The organism is Fibrobacter sp. UWB3 (assembly GCF_002210405.1).
Lineage (GTDB): Bacteria > Fibrobacterota > Fibrobacteria > Fibrobacterales > Fibrobacteraceae > Fibrobacter.
Genome location: NZ_MWQJ01000004.1, coordinates 1 through 19,516 on the forward strand (window position 1 = coordinate 1; position 19,516 = coordinate 19,516).

At 46.7% G+C, this 19,516-nt stretch carries 18 protein-coding genes, 1 tRNA gene and 2 pseudogenes; 16 read left to right on the forward strand and 5 right to left on the reverse strand.

Features of this window, described 5'->3' with window-relative positions:
* Window positions 1–461: 461 nt before the first annotated feature.
* The 11 genes and pseudogenes from B7991_RS15085 to B7991_RS05735 form a co-directional block, all read left to right on the forward strand.
* A pseudogene (locus B7991_RS15085) lies at window positions 462–626 on the forward strand (VOC family protein); the annotation flags it as partial.
* A gap of 184 nt (window positions 627–810) precedes the next feature.
* Window positions 811–1,044, forward strand: a pseudogene (locus B7991_RS15090) (VOC family protein); the annotation flags it as partial.
* 281 nt (window positions 1,045–1,325) lie between these two features.
* Window positions 1,326–2,111, forward strand: a complete 786-nt coding sequence (locus B7991_RS05695) for a hypothetical protein (protein ID WP_176421764.1) — start codon at window positions 1,326–1,328, stop codon at window positions 2,109–2,111.
* 867 nt (window positions 2,112–2,978) lie between these two features.
* On the forward strand, window positions 2,979–3,656 hold the full coding sequence (locus B7991_RS05700; protein WP_163442944.1) for a 16S rRNA (guanine(527)-N(7))-methyltransferase RsmG: 678 nt from the start codon (window positions 2,979–2,981) through the stop codon (window positions 3,654–3,656).
* A complete protein-coding gene (locus B7991_RS05705) occupies window positions 3,649–4,434 on the forward strand; it encodes a ParA family protein (protein WP_014546136.1) in 786 nt (261 codons plus the stop codon). The genes B7991_RS05700 and B7991_RS05705 overlap by 8 nt, the downstream gene beginning before the upstream one ends.
* 151 nt (window positions 4,435–4,585) lie before the next feature.
* Entirely contained in the window at window positions 4,586–5,584 is a 999-nt protein-coding gene (locus B7991_RS05710) for a ParB/RepB/Spo0J family partition protein (protein ID WP_088629999.1), read from the forward strand.
* Window positions 5,585–5,594: 10 nt separating this feature from the next.
* On the forward strand, window positions 5,595–6,395 hold the full coding sequence (locus B7991_RS05715) for a M23 family metallopeptidase (protein ID WP_088630000.1): 801 nt from the start codon (window positions 5,595–5,597) through the stop codon (window positions 6,393–6,395).
* 9 nt (window positions 6,396–6,404) lie between these two features.
* Complete coding sequence (locus B7991_RS05720) at window positions 6,405–6,734, forward strand: polymer-forming cytoskeletal protein (RefSeq protein ID WP_088630001.1); 330 nt, start codon at window positions 6,405–6,407, stop codon at window positions 6,732–6,734.
* 389 nt (window positions 6,735–7,123) lie between these two features.
* On the forward strand, window positions 7,124–7,873 hold the full coding sequence (locus tag B7991_RS05725; RefSeq protein ID WP_088630002.1) for a metallophosphoesterase: 750 nt from the start codon (window positions 7,124–7,126) through the stop codon (window positions 7,871–7,873).
* 35 nt (window positions 7,874–7,908) lie between these two features.
* Window positions 7,909–7,980, forward strand: a tRNA-Met gene (locus tag B7991_RS05730).
* A 21-nt stretch (window positions 7,981–8,001) separates the two neighbouring features.
* Window positions 8,002–8,427: a hypothetical protein gene (locus tag B7991_RS05735; protein WP_088630003.1), complete on the forward strand. Its 426-nt coding sequence runs from the start codon at window positions 8,002–8,004 to the stop codon at window positions 8,425–8,427.
* A gap of 77 nt (window positions 8,428–8,504) precedes the next feature.
* Here the strand turns inward: B7991_RS05735 and B7991_RS05740 are convergent, their stop codons facing one another.
* Both B7991_RS05740 and B7991_RS05745 read right to left on the reverse strand, forming a co-directional pair.
* Complete coding sequence (locus B7991_RS05740; RefSeq protein WP_088630004.1) at window positions 8,505–9,791, reverse strand: glycosyltransferase; 1,287 nt, start codon at window positions 9,789–9,791, stop codon at window positions 8,505–8,507.
* On the reverse strand, window positions 9,788–10,252 hold the full coding sequence (locus B7991_RS05745) for a hypothetical protein (RefSeq protein WP_088630005.1): 465 nt from the start codon (window positions 10,250–10,252) through the stop codon (window positions 9,788–9,790). Before B7991_RS05745 ends, B7991_RS05740 begins: the two co-directional genes overlap by 4 nt.
* A gap of 73 nt (window positions 10,253–10,325) precedes the next feature.
* Between B7991_RS05745 and B7991_RS05750 the strand changes: the two genes are divergently transcribed.
* The 5 genes from B7991_RS05750 to B7991_RS05770 all read left to right on the forward strand — a co-directional run bounded on the left by B7991_RS05750 (window position 10,326) and on the right by B7991_RS05770 (window position 15,585).
* Complete coding sequence (locus B7991_RS05750) at window positions 10,326–12,149, forward strand: DUF4954 family protein (RefSeq protein ID WP_254917863.1); 1,824 nt, start codon at window positions 10,326–10,328, stop codon at window positions 12,147–12,149.
* Window positions 12,150–12,180: 31 nt separating this feature from the next.
* Window positions 12,181–12,744 (forward strand): M48 family metalloprotease, encoded by a 564-nt coding sequence (locus B7991_RS05755; RefSeq protein ID WP_141099843.1) that lies wholly within the window; start codon window positions 12,181–12,183, stop codon window positions 12,742–12,744.
* Between the two features lie 131 nt (window positions 12,745–12,875).
* Entirely contained in the window at window positions 12,876–13,820 is a 945-nt protein-coding gene (locus tag B7991_RS05760; RefSeq protein ID WP_088630008.1) for a hypothetical protein, read from the forward strand.
* Between the two features lie 145 nt (window positions 13,821–13,965).
* On the forward strand, window positions 13,966–14,523 hold the full coding sequence (locus B7991_RS05765; protein WP_088630009.1) for a LemA family protein: 558 nt from the start codon (window positions 13,966–13,968) through the stop codon (window positions 14,521–14,523).
* A 9-nt stretch (window positions 14,524–14,532) separates the two neighbouring features.
* Entirely contained in the window at window positions 14,533–15,585 is a 1,053-nt protein-coding gene (locus tag B7991_RS05770; RefSeq protein ID WP_088630010.1) for a M48 family metallopeptidase, read from the forward strand.
* 29 nt (window positions 15,586–15,614) lie between these two features.
* Here B7991_RS05770 and B7991_RS05775 read toward each other — a convergent pair whose 3' ends face one another.
* From B7991_RS05775 to B7991_RS05785, 3 genes are all read right to left on the reverse strand, one after another.
* Complete coding sequence (locus B7991_RS05775; RefSeq protein ID WP_088630011.1) at window positions 15,615–15,947, reverse strand: helix-turn-helix domain-containing protein; 333 nt, start codon at window positions 15,945–15,947, stop codon at window positions 15,615–15,617.
* Window positions 15,948–16,113: 166 nt separating this feature from the next.
* Window positions 16,114–17,796, reverse strand: coding sequence for a glycosyl hydrolase family 5 (locus tag B7991_RS05780; protein WP_088630012.1), 1,683 nt, complete (start codon window positions 17,794–17,796; stop codon window positions 16,114–16,116).
* 218 nt (window positions 17,797–18,014) lie between these two features.
* Entirely contained in the window at window positions 18,015–19,481 is a 1,467-nt protein-coding gene (locus B7991_RS05785; RefSeq protein ID WP_088630013.1) for a glycosyl hydrolase family 5, read from the reverse strand.
* Window positions 19,482–19,516: the final 35 nt, after the last annotated feature.

Below are 19,516 nucleotides of genomic sequence, written 5' to 3' on the forward strand. Positions count from 1 at the left end.
ACACCCATCGGTCAGCAAATGAAAAAATGCAAGCATTTTTTCGCTTTCTGACCTCGGTTATGTTTGGACACTTTGTGTCCTACCTTAATCGGCTCGGAAATAGAACATACAATTAAATTCTGCGACTCTCAGCTCATATGTTGGGACTACGATTACATCGTAGTCCTACACTCTGCGGATACCAAATAAAAACATACGAGTATGTTTTTACTTGGTATTCTTGATTGTGTTTCACGTGAAACAATTGCAAACCGAGGAAGCGACGGGAAACTCGTTTACCAACATTTCCGAGGTGCAGCAAGTTGGCTCCGAAGGAGCAAACATGCGATAGCGAGCGTCGCAAAAATATGCTTGCATATTTTTATGACCGAGCATGAGCATGTAGGACACAAAGTGTCCAAACATTTTCTGTTTAGGGGGTCTTCTTTATCGGAATTAGGTATATTGTTCATAGAGGTTTTATGAAGATTGAACATGTTGCCATTTGGGTCAGAGATATCGATAAGGTTTGTGAGTTCTACCGGAAGTACTTCGGTGGGGAAGTCCACCCGATTTACCGCAACCCGACAAAACAGTTTACCAGCCGGTTCATTACCTTCGATGACGGCGCCCGTCTGGAAATCATGCATCGTCCTGATATATGTGTTGAACGAAATATTGGGACTGTAACTTCGTTACAGTCCGACACCCATCGGTCAGCAAATAAAAAAATGCAAGCATTTTTTTCGCTTTCTGACCTCGGCCGTGTTTCACGTGAAACAATTGCAAACCGAGGAAGCGGCGGGAAACTCGTTTACCGACATTTCCGAGGTGCAGCAAGTTGGCTCCGAAGGAGCAAACACGATAGCGAAGCCAGACACCCAACATCTGGGTTTTACCCATCTTTCCTTTTCCGTCGGTTCAAAAGAAAAAGTGGACCACCTGACCCAAAAAATGTCTTCCGAAGGTGTACCCGTTGTAGGTCAACCTCGAACTACCGGCGACGGGTATTACGAAAGTGTTGTCCTCGACCCCGAAGGCAACAGAATAGAGATTACTATATAATGTTAAAACTCTCAGCTCATGTGTTGGGACTATGATTACATCATAGTCCTACACCCTTCAGTTTCCAAATAAAAATGCGCAAGCACATTTTTGCTCGGAAACCTCGGCTGTGTTGGGACACTTCGTGTCCTACCTTAATCGGCTCGGAAATAGAAACAAATATATTTGTTTCTGCTTCACTCGCCTCATAAGGTTTCACGTGAAACCTCTTTGGGCTCAACAACCGCAAACTTTCTCCAATATAATTCTCATAAATTAATTTATTTACTATATTACAATACATGAAGAAGAAAATCACACTTATACTTTTCGCTTTGGCTCTATTTTCTCAATCCTTCGCCAATTGCCTCCAGGCAATTTTCGATATGGAAAAAATAGAAATTGCCATGTTTGACGAAAATTATGAAGGCCTCGTCCCAGATAGCGCATACTGGGACAAAGGAACAGCCAATACCAGAGGTAAATCCGTTTACATCTGGAAAGCATACTGGAATAACGAAAAAATCGACAGTATCTATGAAGCAAACCTCCGTAATGGGGAATGGACCTATAGAACAACCAAGGTTCCTCACGATAGTATCAAGGTCACTCACGAAGAAAATATATGGACCATAAGTGCTGCGATAGATAGTATGGGTACTTCACCGACAACCATCTACTTTGATGGAGACTCCATAGCCACTACTAACACTGATGAAGAAGGCGAATACACTTTCATCTACGTCATGAAAAACGACACCATTTTTAGACGCGACCAAACCGAGATTATAGTCATGGACGAAAAAGACACTAATACATGCTATCAGAAAGATGATCGCGACAATTACCAGACTATATGGTACCGTTATGAAAGCGCTTTTATAAATGGAAGACCCACACTCAGCAAGACATATATAGAAGAAGGACTTGATCACAAAACAGTTACCTACTTTTTCCATGAACGAAAAAAAGGCATATCATCAATCCATAATATAATCCGCCCAAAACTACATATCGAAAAACGCAGACATTTTGATTTAATAGGACGACCGGCCAAAGGAAAATTCACAGTCCAATTTTTAAAGTAATTAACTACTAATAACCCTCGCTATGAACGCGAGGGATTTTTTTTGACTCTTCGAGTCCTACCTTAATCGGCTTATGTTGGGCCTATAACAAGTTATAGGCCTACACTCTGCGGATACCAAATAAAAACATACAAGTATGTTCTGCGACACTTACTATCGCATGTTTGGACTATGGCAAAGCCATAGTCCAACACCCATCGGTCAGCAAATGAAAAAATGCAAGCATTTTTTCGCTTTCTGACCTCGGCTGCGTTTCACGTGAAACATAGGTTACTTCATCGTTCATGATCCAGACAATAAAGATTAATGCATCGAAAAGAAATACTACCTCGCTAAAGAAAAATACCCACCCAACAATTATACCGAAAGGTGTTCAACTTTTTAACCTTCTCGGTCGACCTGCCAATAGTAAACACATTATAAAGGTTAATAAGTAACATCAAACACAATCTCCTTAACAGGAGATTTTTTGTTTTCGCAGCATTCGGCTTAACAGTTTTTGCGCAAGCGCGAAACTGGCGCCTCAGCTATGAAATGTATGCAAGCATACATTTCGCAGCATTCAGCTTAACAGTTTCTCAACATTTATCAAAATGTTATCAACAACTATTTTATGATTTTTATAGGGCAGGGGAGTTTGTGAATTGTTTTCTAAAAAAGTTATACTAAATTTCAATTCGGAACAGAAATGTTTGGACACTTCATGTCCTACATGCTCATGCTCGGTCATAAAAATATGCAAGCATATTTTTGCGACACTCGCTATCGCATGTTTCACGTGGAACATTTTTGTTTCACTACACAAAAGTTCTAGCAAAACTTAACTGGATCCTTCCCCTTTCGGGTCAGGATGACGTCAAAAGAAAATTGAGCTATAGAATTAACAAAGCGCAGCAAGATCTTTTAAACCAGTTCCTTTCGGGACATGGTGTACAGCTGTCCGAAGAGACTCTCGACAAGCTTTACCAGTTTGCAGACTTGGTGGTGGACACCAAGGAATATGGTAACTTGATTTCGGCAAAGGATTCTGAAAAGTTTTTGAGCAGGCACATCGCCGACTCTCTAGTACCATTTGTATTTATGGGAAAGTCACTGGATCCTTCGACTTCGCCTAACGGCTCCGCTCAGGATGACAAGCTCCGTTGGGCCGATATGGGTGCTGGGGCAGGTTGCCCAGTTTTCCCGCTTGCAATTGCCATGCCAAACGTGCAGTTCTATGCAGTTGAACCACGCCACATGCGCGTGAACTTTATGCAGATGGTCAAAGAAAAACTCCACTTGGACAACTTGACCGTCGTCGGCAAGCGCTTTGAAACTTCCGGTCTCACTGACCTTGATTTTATCAGCTGCCGCGCCCTCTCGACTTTCGAAAACGACTGGGAACGTGCCCAGGCAGGTCTCAAGCGGGGCGGAACTTTTGTCACGCTGAAGAGCTTCAACAATATTGCCCATTTGGAAAACGATCCGAAAGTGCATATCCAGAAGTATGAACTTCCAGAAGAAGAACAGGTGTACGCTCTAGTCACCCGAGGTAATAATGAGTAAAATTATCGCCATATGCAACCAAAAAGGTGGCGTCGGTAAAACTACTACGGCCGTGAACTTGGCCGCGAGTTTTGCAGCCCTTGAAAAGAAGACCCTTCTTTTAGACATGGACCCGCAGGGTAATGCCTCTCAAGGTCTCGGTTTCATGGAATCCCAGGATATGGATATCCACGAAATCCTGGACATGGCTGGTAATCCGGACAATCTCACGCTCGAAAATATCAAGCCCGCCATCTTGGACACGTCGCTTGAATACCTCAAGGTCATCACTTCTGGACCTGACCTCGCTGTCATGGAAATTGAACTTGTCAACGCCATGAGCCGCGAACGCAGACTCGAACGCGTGATGAACGTTCTCAAGCAAGAGTTCGATTTCATCATCATCGACGCTCCTCCGAGCTTGAACTTACTCACAATTAATACACTGACGGCCGCAACGAGCGTGCTCATTCCGGTGCAGTGTGAATATTATGCATTGCAGGGTATGACTGAACTTTTCAAGACTATCCGTGAAGTCCAGAAAAATCTGAACTCCAACTTGAAAATCGAAGGAGCCCTCCTCACGATGTACGATTCCCGTCTGAGCCTTTCGAAGCAGGTCGCTGAAGAAGTTCGTGAAAACTTAAGCGATACCGTTTTCCAGACGATGATTCCGCGCAACGTGAAACTCTCCGAAGCTCCGTCCCACGGCAAGCCGGTCATCCTTTACGATGTGCAAAGCACAGGTTCGCAGTCGTACATGAAGCTCGCCGAAGAAATACTGAATAAGGAAAAGTGACGAAGTCATCCTGACCCTAGAACGAAGTGATAGGAGAAGGATCCAGGCAACAACTTCACTGGATTCTTCGACTTCGCTTAACGGCTTCGCTCAGAATGACACTTGCATAAACTTTTAACTAATAACCTTTGACTAACAACTAGAAACTATTATGGGTAAACAAGCACTTGGTCGCGGTCTCTCTGCAATTTTTAAGGCACACGATGTTCTCGGCAACTCTGTCGATAACGCTATCAACAATACCGCTACAAACGAAAACGTAAATCCAGACAATCAGAAAATCGTCGAAATCAACATCGACTTGATTGACCCGAACCCGTTCCAGCCGCGTAAGTTCTTCGATGACGATGAACTTGTCGAACTTGCTGAAACCATCGAAAAGCACGGACTCATCCAGCCGATCGCTGTCCGCAAGGTGGGCGACCGTTACCAGATCATCAGCGGTGAACGCCGTACCCGTGCATCGAAACTCGCCAACTGCAGAACCATCAAGGCTCAGGTTTACGAAAATCTCGACGACAAGACCATGAGCGAATGGGCTCTCATCGAGAACATCCAGCGTGTAGACTTGAACCCGATTGAAGTGGCACAGTCTTACCAGCAGTTGATCGACAACCATAATTATACACATGATGACTTGGCCAAGACAGTCGGCAAGTCCCGTTCTGCCATCACGAACGCACTCCGTCTTTTGAAGCTCCCGAACCAAGTGCAGGCCTGGATTCAGGAAGGCAAACTCGCAGGCGGTGCCGCCCGTGCTCTCTGCAGTGAAAAAATTGCAGACCCGGAAGCTCTCGCAAAGCGCGTCATCGAAGAAGGCTTGAACGTCCGTCAGATCGAAGCTATTGCTCGCGGCGAAGATCCGTTCGCCCAGGCAAAAGACGAAGGAGAGGCAAGAGAAGGCGAACCTGAAAATGGCGCAGCCGCTCCCGAAGAAGATGAAATGCCGGAAGTCCACGGTAGCGAACCGAGACCGAAGCCGGAACTCAGCGCTGATCTCAAGAATTTCGAAAACAGGCTCGAAACATTCTTCGGTACAAAGGTCGCACTCAACCCAAGCGCCAAGGACCAGACCAAGGGCACCATCGTCATCAACTATTATTCCATGGATGACCTGACAAGAATCCAGGAAATAATGGACAACCGTTAATGGTAAAATTGTGAGTCGTAAGTTCTACACTATCCAGATTATTCCGGAAAACACGACCGGTGCAAGGAAGTACCGCATATCGAGCAAGCAATTTTACTTGTTCCATATCGGGCTTGTCCTGGTCGCTATTATTCTTATTTTGTTCATAGTCCACATTGCAAAGATCAACAAGACACTCATCTCTTACGAAAAGATGCGCGTACACAATGCACAGCTCATCAAGCAGAATGCAAACTACGAAGAGCTCTTTTCGCGACTTGATTCTCTGTGGATTATGGAAAATAGAATCCAGAATATTTTCGAGACGTTCCTCGAAAACGACTCCAACAAAATCAACAGCATCATCGAGCGTAACCGATTTGCGCATGTGCCGTCCGCGAAAAACCAAATCGACTTCGAAGGGATACACAACTGGCTTACGACCGACGAAAAAATTCGCTTGGAACGAATCCCGAACGTGATCCCGGCTGTTGGCATTATCAGCAAAAAGTTCTCCTACGAAAACAAGCACCTGGGAATCGACATTTCGGCCCGAAAAGGAAACCCGGTATTTGCATCGGGTAGTGGCAAGGTCACTTACGCCGGCAACAGCGGCGATCTCGGAAACACGGTTGTCATCGATCACCAGAACGGATACAAGTCGTCTTATTCACACCTCAAGAGTATTCGAACCCGAAAAGGTGCCAATGTTACAAAAGGCGATGTTATCGGTTATGTAGGCGATACCGGAAATACCAGCGGTCCACATTTGCATTATTCTATTACCAAGAATAATTTACCGCAGGATCCGGAAACGATATTTACATACTAGAGGAAAAATATGGGGAGCAAAAGCGAACAGGAATTTACTCAAATCGGAAGGAATGTCCTAATTGATGGGGACATTACCGGTAAAACTGATTTGCGAATCGCCGGAAAGGTTCACGGAAGTGTTATCATCGATGGCGAATTGATTCTTGAAAAACTTGGAATAATCGAAGGCGACGTCAAGTGTGGCGCTGCCATTCTTGCAGGTGTTATCAAAGGAAACGTAGATTGCAAAAAGAAACTCGTCCTTCAGGATAATGCCAAAATTTTAGGTAACGTAAAAGCAGAACAGCTCGTCATAGACGAAGGTGCCATATTACAGGGCAACTGTGACATGAACTAAACGCCTGCAAGCAAGAAGGAAAAGTAATCAACCACCTATACTAAATAATACTAAATATATTTATATATGATAATTAGTATTTAATGTAGTGAATAGTGGATAGAAATTTTAAATCGATTTTGTAAGTCTATGAAAATCAACGAGTTACAGAATTAAAGCAAATGTGGATTGATGTTGAAAGTTTAAAACTTATTCACTTTCTTCAACGTTGATAGATGTTGAACCTGAGTTTTCAATGCTAATTCACCAAATGGTCACGAAAGTATGTTGAAGATTATGTGACAAAGTTCACAAAAGTACTTACATTGTCGAAAAAATCATAAAAAAACGTATTTAGTTTTCATTTTTTTATCTCAATAGCTATATTCATATAGAATTTACGTAGTTGTATGAAGAAAGACGTTCTTAAGATTGGTCAGATATCTGATACCCACATCGGTGAAGATGCGAGTTTAGTCCAGGATATTGATGTCTGTAAGAACTTTTTGACGGCCTATAACTCTGAAACCATGAAGGATCTGGATCTTTTGGTGATTTCTGGAGATTTGGCCGATGACTTTAAACCAGGTGCCTACTCTTATATAGCCAACGTATTAAAAGACTGCAAAGTTCCAGTATGCGTTATTCCGGGAAATCATGACAACATTGAAGTCATGCAGAAGTATTTTGACTTGGAAGGCAAAATACATAATGGAAAGTGTTATTATCGCTATGATATTGACGGACATTCCATTTTCTTTTTGGATAGTGCAGATGGGACGGTTTCAAGTGAGCAACTTTTATGGCTAGAGCAGGAAACTGCAAAAGTGGATGGTGAGGTTTTGCTGTTCCTACATCATCCACCATGCCATTGCAACCACAAGTTCATGGACTTGAGATATGCGCTAAAGAACATTGGAGAAGTTCAGGCGACGCTTTTGAAGATAAAGAATCTCAAGCATATATTTGTGGGACACTATCACAGCGAGATGGTCGAAAATTTTGGAGATAAGACCGTCTATGTGACTCCGTCGACGCAGATGCAGATTGACCCGAATATGTCGGTATTTTGTCTGAGTTCTGCTGCACCGGGCTGGCGCGTGATTGAATGGGGCGAAAATTTTATGGAAACAAAGGTTTATTTTTCAAATACCCCTTGAAATTCCTAAAATCTTTTACTAAATTTGCAATCAATGGCGGTTTAGCTCAGCGGTAGAGCACTGGAATCATAATCCATTGGTCCGGGGTTCAAATCCCTGAACCGCTATTACAAAAAAAAGAGGCGAGCATGTCAAAAAAAATTCTAGTAATTTCACTTTTGGCAATCGCCTCTTTTTTTGTTTCTTGTTCTGACAAGCAGCCGGAAGCAAAGCCTGCAAGTCAGGTCGTGTTGCCGCAGTCGCAGCCGATTGTTCCTGTGCTTCCGTTCACGGCTCCTGCAAAATCCAATATCACTGATGAAAAGGCGGTTGTTTACGCAAAAGCTAGCAATGGCCTTGTAGAGCTTGGCGTCAAGTGGTCCGAACGTATCGACAACGCCAAGGATTTTGAAAAGATCCAGATTCTCAATGCATATAACGTCGCACGTGACCAGCTCTGCGCTCGTGCAGGTTTGCAAGGCGGCATTGCTGAATTTGACTGGATTACGAATGTAGCCATGAAGAATCCGGAAAATAGAGCTGCTTTCGAAAAGGCCGGATTTAAGGTAAAGTAATTTAATTAGTTAATAATTCAAAGTTACTAGTTACTAGAAATATCGAAAAAAATTGCCGCGAAGAATCGCGTTTTTTTTTATTGCTGAAGGCGCTTATAAACTTCAATCTGGCGTTCGATAATGCCATCCCAGGTAAAGCATTCTTCAATGCGCTTGCGGGCGCCAGCGAGAAGTTTTTGAATCAATGTCGGGTCTGCTTCGAGGCACTTAAAGGCGTCGGCAAGCGCAACAGGGTCTTTTTCGGGAACAAGAATTCCGGACTCTCCGTCGACAACGACATCCGGGATACCGCCGACATTGCTTGCGACAATCGGGAGACCTAATTCCATCGCTTCGATGAGCACGACTCCGAGTCCTTCCGTGTCGCCTTTGTGGTCGACTATAGCTGGGAGCGTAAAGACGTTTGCGGTCTTGTATTCGTTTGCGAGAGCTTCGGGCGAGAGCTTTCCCGTGAAAATGATATTTGCTGGTTGATTTCCTTGACTGGATCCTTCACTGGAGTTTATCCCGGACTCTGTTCCGGGGTTCAGGATGACGCTTTGCATTGCTTCGGCTTGCGCTTTAAGCTGTTCGGTCAAGTCACCGACACCGACGATGCGGATTTCGAACTTGTCTCTAGGCAAATGCTTTGCAGCTTCGATGAGATAGCAGATTCCCTTGCGTTCGATGTGTCGTCCGACAAAGAGAATTTTGAATTTGCCGTTCACTGGATGCGGAACAATTGTGACTGGATCCTTCGTTTCACTCAGGATGACGCCACTCTCGTCTTTATTATCCTCTAGCGTAGTTCCGTACGGGCTCCATTCGACGTTTACGTTGCGGAGCGCCTTGATTTTACCGGCGGTAAAACTTGAATTTGCGAAGATCGCCTGTGCCTGCCCGATGGCAAATTTCAGGAGTGGCTTGACCCATTTCTTTTTGCGGATGAGCAAGAGCTCTGCACCGTGGAAATTCAGTACGAGCGGAATTTTAAAAAGCTTGGCTGCACCGAGTGCGATGTAGGCGTGCGGGAACGGCCAGTGCGCGTGAATCACGTCAGGGCGCCACTTGCGGCAAATCCTGATGCACTGGAAAAATCCGTTGATGATGTAAGGGATGGCGAGTAGTTGCAGCCATGGCTTGGAGGCCATCTTGCTTGGGGCACCTTCTTCGTGTGTGAGGATTTCCCAGGCGGCCGGAGCATAGCGGAAACGGTTTACGTGCGTGCCGTCAATGTCATGACTCTTGAGGCCCTTGTACGCAGGCGCAAGCACCTGAATTTCGACACCCGCTTTTTTCAAGTGGGCGATAGATGTACGCAGCCAAGGGACTTCGGCGTCTTCTTGAAATCTTGGATAGACGGAGCCTATGACGAGTACTTTCATTGTTCCTGCTTTGCGGTCTGCTGTGTCTGGATATCCTGGATACAGCTCGGATAGACGATAGGCTTTACGTTTTTATCAAGCACAAGGCTTATGATTTCGAAGTTCTGGGCGCTTGCGGTACGCATGAATCGTCCTGCAAGACGTGTCCAGCCATCGAGCTTGGAATCCAGTAGCAAAAGGCCGATTCCGCTTTCATGTTCGAGGAAACCGAGAATATCGTTTCCGCGCTTGTTCTTGGAAAGCGTTTCCATGAAGATATTCCAGAACTGCTGGGAATTGCTCTCGTTGCCGAGGGTTGCATTGATGGAATCGAAGTCAAATTCAATGTATACGAAGGAGCTCTTATCCTCGTCACTGCGGATAATTTCTTCCTGACAACGTCTTTCAAAAATATCTTCCGTATAGATGGAGATATTGTATTGATGTTTTTTAATCAAGTTGAAGAGGTATTCCTTCATCATCGCCCCTAATTTAGTCTATTTTTTAACCATGCAGCGATTGTTAAAATTGAAAAAAGCGCTGAAGAGCAGTGTTTTGGCTACTTCGGTCGAGAATTTTAAAGTCATCAAATCAGCGACTGGCAAGTACCGTCCGATGACGGCGTTTGAAATCCAGATTTTGGAGAAAAACGGAAACAGTTGCGACGACTGGTCGAAGGTGCTAGTCGAGCCGGACTTTGACCCGAATCGAATTTTCCGTTCGAGTTTTATGGGCGATGTGCGCCTCCCGAAGTTCTTTGGTACGCTCCTCTTGCCGGGCGATGTTTCGGTCGCTACAGGTATTTACGATTGCATGGTCCATAACTGCATTATCGAGAACGCCTTGATTTATAAGGTCTCGACGTTAAGCAATGTGCTTGTGCGCAGTAGTGCGGTGGTGCAAAATGTAGGCACGCTCGTGAGTAGCGGCAAAATCAACTACATGGTTGGTTCGTCCATTAATGTCGGTAACGAGATGGGTGGTCGCGAAGTGCTGGTTTTCCCGGAACTCACGACGGAGCTTGTCGACTTGCAGCTGTTCCACAAGGCTGAACAGAGCGTCCAGGATTCTTTTGCTGAAATGCTCAGCACGTATAGGTCCGAACTTGCACTCCCGTTTGGAATCGTGGGGAAGGGCGCAGTCGTTTCGAATACGAACATTATCCGCAATAGCTGGATTGGTGCGCATGCCCGCATCGAAGGTGCCGCAAAGATTCGCAATTCCATCATCATGAGTTCGCTCGAAGAATCGAGCCATGTCTATGATTCCGTGATTCTTGAAAATACGAATGTGCAGATGGGCGTTAAGGTGCATACGGGCGCCGAGGTCCAGAGTTCTGTTCTGATGAGTCGCTGCAAGGTCGGTTGCAAGGCGATTGTGAAGTCGTCTATCATTGCGCCGTGCTGCCATATCGAAGAAGGCGAAGTCAATAGTTCTTACATGGGACCGATGACGCAGATGCACCATCATTCGCTTTTGATTGCAGCACTTTGGCCAGAAGGCTGTGGTAACTTGGGCTATGGTGCAAACGTCGGCAGCAATCACACGGGCCGCATGCCAGACCAGGAAGTAATGCCTGGTCAGGGAATGTTCTTCGGTCTTGGCGTGAACATCAAGTTCCCGTCGAATTTCCGCGAGTCTCCGTTTACTTTGATTGCAAGTGGACTCACGACTTTACCGCAACGACTTAAGTTCCCGTTCTCGCTGATCCACGCGGGCGACCCGCAGCTGGTGGGTGTAGCTCCACGCTTGAACGAAATTGTGCCGGGCTGGAACTATGCAAAGAATGCGTATGCGCTGGATCGCAATGCGTATAAATATTCCATTCGCGGTAAGGGCCTTGTGCCGTCAGCATTCTATTCGATTTACAATCCTGAAACGGCTCGTCTTGTATTTGATGCGTACAACCGCTTGCAGGTGAGCAAGGTTAAGGACGTTTATACGAAATCTGATATTGACGGTCTTGGTGAAAACTTCTTGCGCGAACGCGTACGACAAAATGCCATCAAGACGTATGGTGAATATCTGGAACGCTACGTGCTTGATCTGATGCTTACGCTTGTGGAAAGTGACGAGTCCCTTTCGAAACAGTCGCCACGCGAATTGCGCAAGCTTCTCGGTGATACAAATAAAGAAATAGCCCGTGTCGTGACACTCCCTGAAACGATGGATGACTTGGTCAAGCGTTACAGACAACTCGACAAGGAATGGTTTGATAGCGTAAGTCATGGCTTGGATCGCGACAACGAACGCGGCCGCAAGATTTTTGATGATTACGACAGTGCCCATCCGGTGGACAAGGGATTCATGGAATGGGAAAGAAATCGCCTTGAAGAATCGGCAAGACGTCTGAATGCGTTCGTAAAGAATCTTGCTTAAGTTTAGATTGAGCTGCGCGAATTTTACTGTTATGTTGTTATATATTTTACTTTGTCTAGAAATTGTACTCCGCGCTGTAATTGAAGTTCGTGAACGCAGGTTGACGCAATTGCGTGGTGGTGTTTTTGCTGTGTTGCGATTGATTCCGCTAGTGAACGACATTGCACCGCTTCCGGAAAATCGCAAGGAACCTCAGAAGAGCCTGTTCGTGGAAAAGCACGAAGAAGGCCATCGCATTTTGCACCATTCGATTTTGCGGAACTTGATGAAAGTCGCGTTCCTGATGGTTGCCGTTTGGTTCTTGGCGGCAATGGTCACTCGCTGGAATTGGAGTTTTTTCGAAGCGATTCTGTGGCTCCATTTGGTGGCAATTCCGTTCCGCTACTTTTTCAATTGGTATTGCTGGAATCAGGAATTCGAAGCGGATGCGTATGCGTTTAAGGAAGTAGGGAAGCAGAAAGCGAAAGCTGCCATGCAGGAACTTGCCGAATGCGAAATCCCGTACTCAAAGCTTTTTGCATCAATTTACAGGGAACACCCGACTGTTGCGCTACGCAGCCAGAGAATACTGAAGAAAGTGATTGGTAAACGGTAGGACGTTTTTTTTGTCATGCCCGACGCCTGTCCTCGCGCCTGTCCTCGCTTGACGGGGATGACGGGGATGATCGGGCATCTCCTATTACTTTACAGTTTCAATTTTTTGTATATTCCTTTTTGAGGTTTAAAATGTCTCGTTTTACTTCATTGAAAAGTTTCAAGATTCTTTTTTCGCTTGCGGTACTTTTAGTTGCTTCTGCCAACGCTTTTGACTTGAGTGTCAAGGCAAATGTCGATAACGCACAGGTCTTTATCGGCGACAAGTTCAATTATGAAATCCAGGTCACGGCGCCTGAAAATGCGATTGTCGATTTACCGAGTTTTGTCGGTAACCTTGGCAGTTTTGAAGTCAAGGAAATGAAGAACGAAAAAATCACCGAGGGCATGCCTAAAGGCACTGCGAAGTTCACTTGGCTTGCAACGCTCAATACATTTGTGAGTGGCGATTTTCTCATTGCTCCGCAAGAAGTGAATGCTGTTGTCGGTACGGATACGGTCAAGACGCATACGGACCCGGTCGCGGTCAAGGTTTCTAACCGCACGACTGGCGAAGAAGCTGATATTCTCGAAGTGGAAGACCCACTGAGCGACCCGAGACTCCCGCAGTGGCTTTATGTATTGCTCGCTGTACTTGGTGTTGCTTTGCTCGTATTCCTTGGCTGGTTCCTGCACAAGAAATTTGCAAAGCGCGGTGAAGCTCCGCAGCTCCCGCCGTACGAAGAAGCAGTACTTGCTCTCAAGAATTTGCGCAACAAGAATTACCTTGCCGAAGGTAATCAGGGCGATTACTTCATGTCGCTTGGGTTCATTACCCGCCGCTACATTGAGCGCCGTTTTGAAGTCGATATTCTCGATGCGACTGTCGCTGAACTCAAGAAGCGCATGGCACATGTCGCAGGGCTCCCGCAGGCATACAAGGAATCCGTGGTGACGCTCGCCGTCGAAACAGAACCGGTGAAGTTTGCGAAAATGAAGCTCGAAGGCGAACGCTGCAAGTTCTGGGATGAATGGGCCGATCGCCTGCTCGAAGACACGAAGCCTGATCCTGAAGCCGTTCGCGCCCAAAGTAAATAGAAAGTGTAAGAGGCGCTCGCTCTCGCGGCCATGCTTCATTAATATGAAGCACTTGTCGCTCACGGCCAGAAGAAGAAAAGGCGAAAGACAAGAAGTAAAACTAAAATTCTTATATATATTTGTTTATAAGAATCAAGGAGAAAATATGACCGTAGTTATCGTTGTCGCAGTCATTTTTATTGTCATCGCCGTGTTCATTTCCATGTACAACGGGCTTGTAAAACTTCGCAACAATCGCGAAAACGCATTTGCGAATATCGATGTGCAGCTCAAGCAGCGCTATGATCTTGTACCACAGCTTGTCTCGACGGTCAAGGGCTATGCAACTCACGAAAAGCAGGTTCTTGAAGAAGTGACTGCCGCCCGTGCTGCTGCCATCAATGCCAAGACTATCGACGAGAAGGTTGCTGCCGACAAGTCGCTTTCTGCAGCCCTTTCGGGACTCCGTATTTCGCTTGAAGCATACCCGGAACTCAAGGCGAACCAGAACTTCTTGCAGTTACAGGCGGAGCTTGCCGACATTGAGAACAAGCTTGCCGCTGCCCGCCGATTCTTCAATTCTTCGACGCGTGAATACAACAACGCTTGCGAAGTCTTCCCGAGCAATATCATTGCAGGCATGTTCCACTTTACACGTGCCGCCATGTACGAGGCAACTGAAAATAGGGCTACGCTCGAAAAGGCTCCTGAAGTGAAGTTTTAATTTCCTTCAATGAAATACGTCGGTCTCCAGACTCAGATATGGCGGAATAACCGTAATACGGTAATTCTGCTTTTCATGTTCCCGGTAATATTATTGGGGATGGTTTTTCTGGTTATTCTGGGGCTTGATTTTTTCGGTGCGATTTGCGATATTGTCGAAGGCGGTTGCCCTGCGGACCATGCTTCACATACAAAGTACGGAACTATGCACTGGCCCGAAATATGGCATTGCTTCAAGGTCGTGATTCCGTACACCTTGCAGATTGTAGGTGTATGGTTCATTATCGCCTATTGTGCCAATACCGCCATTATCCGGCATGCGACTCATGCAAAACCTGTTGAACGCAAGGATAACTTGCGTGTCTACAACATTGTCGAAAATCTCTGCATTGCAGGCGGCATCGAAATGCCGCAAATCAATATTATCCAGGATTCGGGAATGAACGCCTTTGCAAGCGGTATCGATATTCCTTCGTTTACCATTACGCTTACGACGGGTCTTATCGAAAAGCTGGATGATAGGGAGCTTTCGGCAGTCGTGGGTCACGAGCTTACGCATATCAAGAATCGCGATACGCGCCTTATGGTCGTGTGCATTGTGTTCGTTGGAATTTTTGCGACGATTCAGACGGTGTCGCTCAAGTTGATGAGCGCCATGATCCGGTCTCCACGTCGTTCGTCCAGGCGTGACCGCAATAGTGGACGAGCTGATGTGTATCTAATCCTTGTTCTCTTGCTTGTGTTTATTTGGAGTTCTATCGGCTATGTCTTCACTTGGTTCACTCGCCTTGCAATTTCGCGTAAGCGCGAGTACGTTGCCGATGCCGGCGGTGCCGAGCTTTGTGGAGATCCCTTGGCACTCGCTTCTGCACTGCGGAAAATTTCCAATGATCCAGGGCTCATGTCGGTACAGCGTAACGATATTGCGCAGCTTTACGTAATCCATCCGGATGAGGAATTCGATAACAATATGGGATTAAAGGGGTGGGTCGCAAAGGCAAATATCTTGTTCTGCACGCACCCGGACACGCCCGAACGCATTCGGCTGCTTGAACAATTTTAAAAGCGCCTGCGATTATGGCTTAGGCATTTTTATTTTGGATTACTTTTTTCCAGAATGTTTTTATTGATATAGTTTATGCCCTTAGCCTTGTCGGCGGCGGCAGGCGTTTGGAGCTTGATTTGCTCCAACATTAAAGCTTCGAGCTTGTACATCAGTTCGGTGGCTGTACAGCCGAAGGCATCGGCAAGGTCGCAAAATGATTTGACGGAAAGATTGCGTTTGCCTTTTGCGACGAGACCGAGGTGCTGACGGCTAATCCCGCTATCGAGAGCGAGCTTTTTCTTCGTGATCGAAGTAGCCCCTTGCATCTGTGCTAAAAGTTCTATTTCAGCTTTTCGGATGACATCAATGTCATATCGCATTCTCCAATGTTATGAATTACCCCAAAATATCGTGCAAACAATTGTTTCCATAATTTCGAGAAAATTTTTGGATTTCAGCGATGTAATCATAATCAAAAAAGCACCCTTTGGCAGGGTGCTTCTATAAATTTTAATTATGACTAATAGTATTTTTTGCCGTTTTTGATTAGAATTTGGCCTTCAAAGCAGACGGGCATTCGACTTCTTTATAAGTGTGGTTCGGGTTGCCTGCAGCTTCCATCCATGTGGCGAGGAAGAGGCAGCCTTCCTTGGCCTGGGTGTCACTTCCGAAGGACTTGTTGCATTTTTCGGTGAGGCACTGCTTACGCTTGGTCAAGAGGTCGCCACTGTATCCGACTTCGCTTTCGCATTCGGTGAGGAGACCGCCGTATGTCGCACCTTGGCTGCCCCAGCCCATGCCTGAGCAACCGTTGTACAAACCGACACCGCCACCCGGGATCATAATGTCAAACTGGCCGCCCTGCACGTCGTAACCGATGTTCGATGCCATCACGACGAGAGTCTTGCCTGCAAGTGCCTTGTGGTTTGCCTTGGTTTCGTACTTGCCGGTACCGGTGAAGGTGAGGGCGAAGCACTTGCCGCATGTGGCGTCGTTACCCGGAGTTGCAGCGAATGCGTAGGCGAGCTTGTCGCTCACGATTATAGGAATCTGGCTTGTGCAAGTCGTGCCCTGGCCACCAGAGCAGATACTGCCGTTCGTGTTGCCGATTGGGGTCTTGCCCTTGGCATCGCAAGTCTTGGCAGCGCCACCGTGTTCCGGCCAAGCGCAGTGAGGCATGCAGCAGTCCCAGTAACGGGTTGCAAAGCCCTGCTGTCCACCAGCACCTGCATTGAGGTACTTGGCTTCTTCAGCACCTGCGTTGGGGTTGTTCTGCTGTTGCTGCTGGCTAGACGAAGATTTCGGCTGGCTGCTGGAGGACTTCGGCTGTTGCTGCGGCTGAGACGAAGAGGATTTCGGCTGCTGCTGTTGCTGAGACGAAGAAGACTTCACGCTGGAGCTGGACTTCGGCTGTTCGGACGGGCTGCTTGCCGGTGCGGAGCCGGTGATGTTCTGGCAATTCTTATTGTCAGGATCGTAGTAGCAGTTTAACTTGCAAGATTCGTCGTAGGCGTATTTTTCGCCCTTAGAGCCTGTGAGCTGTTCGTGATATCCAACGCACTTGCTAGAAGCGTTATCATAGCATTGACCGTTGCACTGCTTGCCTGATGTGTTGGCGGAGGACTTCGGCTGTTGCTGTTGTGAAGAAGAGCTTGCGACAGGCTGTTCTGTCTTTTGAGAAGAGGAGGACACGGCAGGCGTCGGGGTCGGCGTCTTGGCGGAGCTGGAGCTCACGGCCGGAGTGCCCGGATTGTAGACAGAAGAACTGCTTACGGTAACAGTGCCCGGAACAGTTGTTGAAGAGCTGCTCACGGTGATACCGTTCGAAAGCGGAACGAGTTCCCCATTGACGATGGCAAGTCTTGTACCGTCGAGGTATGTGACGGTCTTGTCTGTGCTCAAAATGGGGAGGGTGCTAGTGTCAACATTGGTAATGACAACGTTGCCGTTTAAGTCGTAAATCGTGCCTGTTGCGACATCGTAAGTGCCGTAAGGAATGCTGAACGGATCAGTGACAGTATAGGTGCCCAATGCATCAGGCACAATAAGCAAAGTCTGCGTACCGATATTTAACATCCAGCAGTTTATATCGACTTCAAATGCATTCTTTGGCTGGACAACGGGGGTTTCGGATGTGTGTTGCGCTGATGTTGCTGGATCGTCAGAGCAGTTCCATGCGATAACGGAAAGTCCAAAAATGGCGAGGGTTTTGAAAAATTTATTCTTCATGATATAGTAAGCCCTTATAATTATTATATCACACCCTGTATTCCAATCATCCGCGGTAAAAGATAAAATCTTATTGTTTGAATTGCTCGTAAATAAGAGTAAAAAGAACTATACAATGACAATTTGTGCGGTTTAGCACAACTTATTTATTATCAAAGACTTACAAAAAAGAAAAACGCCCCTGTTCGGGGCGTTTAGTTCCGTTTTAGACTTTTAGATTAATACTTGTCTTTAAGAACTTGCGGGCATTCCACTTCGACGTAGTCATGCATCGGGTTGCCTGCGCCGTGCATAAATTCAGCAAGGAAGAGACAGCCTTGTTTTGCCTTGGCATCGCTGCTGAACACTTCGGCGCACTTGCTCTTGAGGCAGGACAAGGTTGCAGATGCGTTGTAGTTTTTAGCCTTTTCGCAATCGGAGAGGAGGCCGCCGTACTGTTCGCCCTGCGGGCCCCAGCCCATGGAAGAGCATCCGTTGAACATACCGACGCCACCGCCAGGAATCATGATGTCGAACTGACCTTGCTGAACGTCACCACCGATATTTGTTGTCATGATGATGAGCTTCTTGTCCTTGATGGCTCTGTGGTTTGCATCGGTCGAGTACTTGCCCTTGCCTGTGAAGGTGAGCTGGTAGCACTTGCCGCAAGAACCACCATCGCTTGCAGGCACTGCTGCGAATGCAAAGCCCATTTCGGTACAGCCGTCAATCGTAAACGGAATCTGGCTTGTGCAGGTCATCTGGGGACCGCCGCTGCAGATACTGCCGTCGCCCCAGTTTGTGTTTTCAGACTGACCCTTGTTGGTGCACTGCTTGGAGTAATTGCCGCCTGCATGTTCCGGCCAGGAGCAGTGAGGCTTGCAGCAGTCCCAGTAACGGGTTGCCCAGCCAGATCCGCTCTTGCCGCCGCTCTTCACCTTAATATTTGGGCATTGGCCAGTGACGACAGAGGAACTGCTGCTCTTTGGGGCAGAACTACTGCTTTTCGGCTGAGAGCTGCTGCTCTTGGGGGTAGAAGAACTGCTGCTCTTCGGGGTGGGTGGCACGTAAGAAGAGGAGCTATTGGTGATGTTGTTGCTACTGCTGCTGTAAACCGGAGGAACGTCTGCACTCGAAGACGATGCGATGGGGGAGATGTAGTCCACGCATCTGGAGTTCGGCTGCAAAATAGGGAGCGACATGATGTTGGCTTGGGTCAGCACAGTACCGTTGAAGTCTGTGATGATGCCTGTCGTGAAGTTTGCGATACCAATCTGCTTTCCATTCGGGTCGGTCACGATCGAACTGGCGTAGATGAGGTAATTCCCGGTAGCGTCCTTCAGGTGGAAAACGTTGTCGATAGTCTTGAAACGGACGTTGTCACCAAATATAACTGTAGTTGCAAGGAGGTTGACATTGCTGATGAGCAAGTTACCGGACAAATCCACTATATTGACGTTCGAAGAATTCGGAATCGCTGTGATAAAGCCAATCTGGACGCCTGCCTCGTCTGTAACGGTCAAGTCACTATAGCCAAGGTAAATACGGTCTCCAGACAAAAGCCAAGCATTGTCGCACGACGTAATGGTAGACTGCTGCTCAGGAACGCCATCATCGCTGCTGGAAGATGGCTTGTCGTCTGAGCAAGAACAAGCTAAAACAATCGTCCCAAGAGAAAGAAGGGACTTTAAAAGGGGGTATTTCATAGAAGTTCCTCGAAATTATCCCCAAACACCTTTGC